The 4,485-nt window shown below is 58.1% G+C and carries 2 protein-coding genes and 1 pseudogene; 2 read left to right on the top strand and 1 reads right to left on the bottom strand.

Translation table 11 applies throughout. The features are described 5' to 3' along the window. Positions 1-325: 325 nt before the first annotated feature. Positions 326-526: a type II toxin-antitoxin system VapB family antitoxin gene (locus M5C01_RS32560; protein ID WP_152737206.1), complete on the top strand. Its 201-nt coding sequence runs from the start codon at positions 326-328 to the stop codon at positions 524-526. Beyond that, positions 523-903 (top strand): VapC toxin family PIN domain ribonuclease, encoded by a 381-nt coding sequence (locus M5C01_RS32555; protein WP_152737205.1) that lies wholly within the window; start codon positions 523-525, stop codon positions 901-903. Before M5C01_RS32560 ends, M5C01_RS32555 begins: the two co-directional genes overlap by 4 nt. A 137-nt stretch (positions 904-1,040) precedes the next feature. Here M5C01_RS32555 and M5C01_RS32550 read toward each other — a convergent pair. Next, a pseudogene (locus tag M5C01_RS32550) lies at positions 1,041-4,485 on the bottom strand (hypothetical protein); the annotation flags it as partial.

The raw sequence follows: 4,485 nt of genomic DNA, 5'->3' as shown, positions 1-4,485 counted from the left end.
GATCGTGATTTCAGCGAGCGCTAGAGTACCGGCTGAGCGGGTCATGGCGTAACTCCAGTCAAGGTTGACGGTGGAGTTTATTGGGCGCCGCAAACGGGAGGCTGGCTACTGTCAGAAATGACAGGTCGAGCAGGTTATCCGACCAATGGCTCATGTGTCGGGATGGCGGCTGCGGGTCTGAGCGTTGAAGCGCGCAGTGCAACAAAACCGCAGGCGATACGATTCAAGCTGAAAAAATACCGAAAGGGGGCCGCTTGTCGGATTGATGTAGTGAAAGCATCAGCTTTGTCTCAAAGTATCATCAATGTTGATGCGGGAGATAACCATGAGAACGACTGTGACGATTGATGACGCCCTGTATGAACGGGCGCTGGAAGTGGCCGATCCATCGATGGACAAGGCAGACCTGTTCCGTGAAGCCATCAAGACCTTTGTACGCATTCAAGCGGCCAAACGACTGGCCGCCCTGGGCGCAACGTTGCCAGAGATGCAGGAGATCCGCCGTCGCCGCGAGGATGCTCAATGAAGGGCGTCCTCGTTGATACCTCGGTATGGGTCAATCACTTTCGGCATCGCAACGATGCGTTGGTTGACTTGCTCGAACTTGATCTTGTGATGGCGCACCCACTGATTGTTGGCGAAATCGCCTGTGGAACACCTCCCAATCGGATTCAAATGCTGTCCGATCTCGAGGGGTTACAGCAGACCCAACAGGCCCATCTTCGGGAGGTCCTGGCCTTTATTGAACGCGAGCGTCTGTTCGGTTTGGGCTGTGGTTTAGTGGACATGTTGTTGCTCGCCTCCACGTTGATGACGCCGGAAGCTGAACTCTGGACGATGGATAAGCGGCTGTGTGCGCTGGCAGAACGCTTTGGCGTGATGCACCGACCTGCATTGCATTAATGAAAATGAAGGGGGAGCAAGGCTCCCCCCTTTATGGCCTAAATAAATCAGTCACCTTTTTCAGTCACCTTTTTCAAATCAGCCCCCTTTTCTTCACGAAGGCCGTCCCGTATGCCGGTCTCATTGGCTGAGCTTCATTATCCCGATCGCCTCCAACCGATGCTGTTGATCATGGACGCGAGCCCGATCCCATCTTCGCTACCATTTCCGAGGTTTCGGTACCACCACTTGCCATTGCTATGAATTGCCTCTTCCCAGAACCAGCACGTTGGGTGGCCAGGGCCATAATTGGTGATGTGAACCACATCACACACATTCGCTCCATATATTGAGAACGCGTTATAGAAGCCCTGCAGGTCGGCTCGGCTGGGCATCGTGAGACCTTTTTGACGCACATAACTGTCTGCCTGCGTTTTTGTCACACTCCAGGCGGCCTGCTCCCACTGCCTGACCCATGTGATCGAAACGGTGATGTCTGCAAAGTTGCTCGCTGAGTCCGATACTCTGACGGTCGCAGTGCCTGCGCTGCGCCCCGGATAGATTTGCCCGTATTCATTCACGTTAGCCACCCTCACCGGGTTGGATGCAACGACCTGGAAGTAATAGGGCGGCCTCCCCCCTGTGACAGGAATTTGGTAGATGTGGTGGGCTTGCAGCTGTCCGATGGATTCGTAGTCAGGATGCAGAAATACGTGATAGTTCCCATTACCGCTTATGCTTATGCTCCTCGGTCCGACAGAGAACGGCTGTTCGATCTGCACGGTAAAGGAGCGGGTGGGCGACTCCTGACCACTGCCATAGAGCGCTTTGGCCTTGATCCTGTAGGTATTGTCGGTCAGCCCTGTGAGGGATGTGCTCCAGTTGATGCTGTCGGTAGGAACCCCGAACGGGTTGCCAATATTGGCCTCACCGTCCAGCAACTGGATCTGTTGACCCCTGCTGCCCGTGCCGGTGACGGTGACGGTGCTCTCGACAGTGCTCCCGCCGACAACGGAGCCTTTGGAATCACGGATATCGATAAGGGCCGGGACAAGCAGCTCGACTACGGTTAAAAGGCGCACGTTTGAGTATATCGAATCGGCAAGATAGAGCGCCTTGGCATACAGACGGCGGTCACCGACGACGACGGTGATGTCTTTTGTCCATATGCCCGTGTTTGGATCGGCTGTCGCCTGGCCCTTGGGTTCCGCACCCGCTCCGCTCCCATCGTAAATCTCTACGTCTTGCCCCTTGGCTGCTGTACCCGTGAGATTCAATGTGAGGCTGACTGTGGTGGTGCCGTCCGGGATTTCAACGTCGCCGGCTTTGACGCTGTCGAGGGTGGGTTCCCCGGCGGCAATCACGGTGAAGGTTTTGGCCTCCGAATCAGGTAGGCCCGTGCCGTACAGCGGTCTGGCCTTGATGCTGTAGGGGTCGGGTGCCAGGCCCGTGAGTATGCTGCTCCAGGTTGTGCCGGTCTCGGGAATAGTGAACGGGTTGCCAATGTTGGCCGCCGCGTTCCTGAGTTGAATCTGTCGACCGCTGCTGCCGGTGCCGGTAACGGTGACGCTGGTCTCGACAGTGGTCTTGCCGACAACAGAGCCTTTGGAATCGAGGATATCGGTGATCGTCGGCGACACCAGCGCCACCGCGCTGACCGTATAGGTACGCAGCGGGAAGAGGGTCGCATTGGCTTCGTCGGTGGTTTTACCGAGGTCAGCCTTGAACTCCATCGTCAGGGTGCTGCCGTCCTTCAGTTCCTTCAGGTAGTTATAATCGGCCGGGACTTCATAGAACCCTTGGGAGATCCAGAGTGGATTGGTCCTTGGGCCCCAGGGTGGTGGTGCCCAGATATTCAAATCATAGGGGACGGTCCCATCGGCCTTGGTGCCCTTGAGGCGCAGCCACACATCCTGATCCGGGGCGATCAGCGGCCAGGTACCGACCCAGCAAGTGGCATCGGCGCTGAGGGAACTCAGATCCAGCTCAGTGCCCTCACCGCCATTGGCGGCTTGCAGGAGCTTCGGCCTGGCGTCCAGCAGATCGTCCTGGGCGAGGGGCAGTACCGCCAGATCGAGTGGGGCAGACGGCGGCGATTCGCTGCCCCCGCTGGGGGTCACGGTGTAGGTGACTGTCACCGACCGGCCCAGGTTGTAGGCGATCACCTCGACCGGCATATCGATCTCGCGGCTGGTGGGAAGTGTTTGTACCGGGGTGACGTAGGAACCCTCTCCCGCAGTACCTGCCCAGGTCACGCGGACCTGATCGCCGGGTCGGATGCCGTAATTCGGAATCACCACGGTCAGGTCATCCTGGGCCGACACCGGATTGAGTTGCTGGTTGGGCGAAACTCCGGTGGCCTGCTTGACGCTGGGAGCGGCCAGGTCCATGGGCGTGCCGATATACATCGGCAGGATCTCCGAGGGACTGATCCTTCCCGTCACACGGGTCACCCAATAGGAGGCCTTCACGGTGCCCCCCTCGTTATTCTTGACCAGATCAAAATGGATGGAGAAGGGGATATCCGAATTCTCGTTGATTTCAGTGACCGGGGCAGAGTCGATTTTTATCCCGGTTCGCGAGCCGTTCCAGACATAGTGCACCTCATCACCGCGAATCTGATCGGTATATTGCCGGACAATCAGCCGGGTACCGTTGGGCACATCCGCGGGGTCTAGAACGCCGCCCTGCTCGCGTTCGACCACCGGAGGAGGCAGCTCGGCGACGGGCTCGCCGATGTTCAGCAGGTCGGCATGCAGGGACTGGCGACTGACGACTTCGCGAGCCTCCGTATCGCGCAGCAGCAGATAGAAGAGCTCCAATGTGCCGCCATCGATGGCGCGCAGATGCTCCCCGTCGACCGAGATGTAGAGCGACTCTTTGTCCCTCTCTTCGCCATCGCTGATCAGGCGAGGGGGAAGGGTTGGCAAGTAAATCTGGGGGCCTCGCGTGCCGAGCCACTTCAGGTCGATGACTTGCCCTTTGGTCATGCTTTCATCCCAGGGAATCTCGATCAGGGTGCTGGGCAACGCTGGATCAAGGGTGCCGGCAATAGCGTCCTTGGCGATGGGCGCGGCCAGTTGCGTGGCCTCGCCGATGACCTCGATGAACTGGCTTTTGGAGAGCCGGTCGTCGGAGCCGTCCGCCTTGATCAGACGGTAGGAGAATGCCGCCCGGGTGTTGACCAATAGACGGACATCGATGCTGGGCAGTGGTATATCGATCACCTTGTTAATACTGTCGATCTGTACCAGGGGATAGGTTTTATCCACCACCTCGCCATCATTGGTCACGCCTCTGAGGCGCATCTCGATCTCGTCACCCACGGCAAAACCGCTGCCGACGGCAATGACTTGCGCGGTCACTGTGTCGGGGTCGGGCAAGTCATCGATGTCCAGCTTGTTGTTGTCCGCCTCCTTGATAAGCGGTGCGCCGAGCCGTGGGCTGCCGGTATCAACGTCGATATAAGTCGTGGCGCTCCAGTCCTCGGAGCGGTTATTGACCACATCCAGGACATAGAAAGCCACGGGAATGCCGTCGGCCTCGGAGTCGCCTTCCTCGTCGATCACCGCCTTGTCGACGGTGATGACAATCACGTGGTTA

It is taken from the genome of Pseudomonas sp. MWU12-2319 (genome assembly GCF_023242525.1).
Lineage (GTDB): Bacteria > Pseudomonadota > Gammaproteobacteria > Pseudomonadales > Pseudomonadaceae > Aquipseudomonas > Aquipseudomonas gingeri_D.
Note: the sequence above shows the minus strand (reverse complement) of the source record. Positions and strands in the feature narration are given on the sequence as shown.

What these genes read in the sequence shown, in the direction of transcription:
- M5C01_RS32560 (WP_152737206.1), top strand. Translation starts at nt 326, where the DNA reads ATGAGAACGACTGTGACGATTGATGACGCCCTGTATGAACGGGCGCTG.
- M5C01_RS32555 (WP_152737205.1), top strand. Translation starts at nt 523, where the DNA reads ATGAAGGGCGTCCTCGTTGATACCTCGGTATGGGTCAATCACTTTCGG.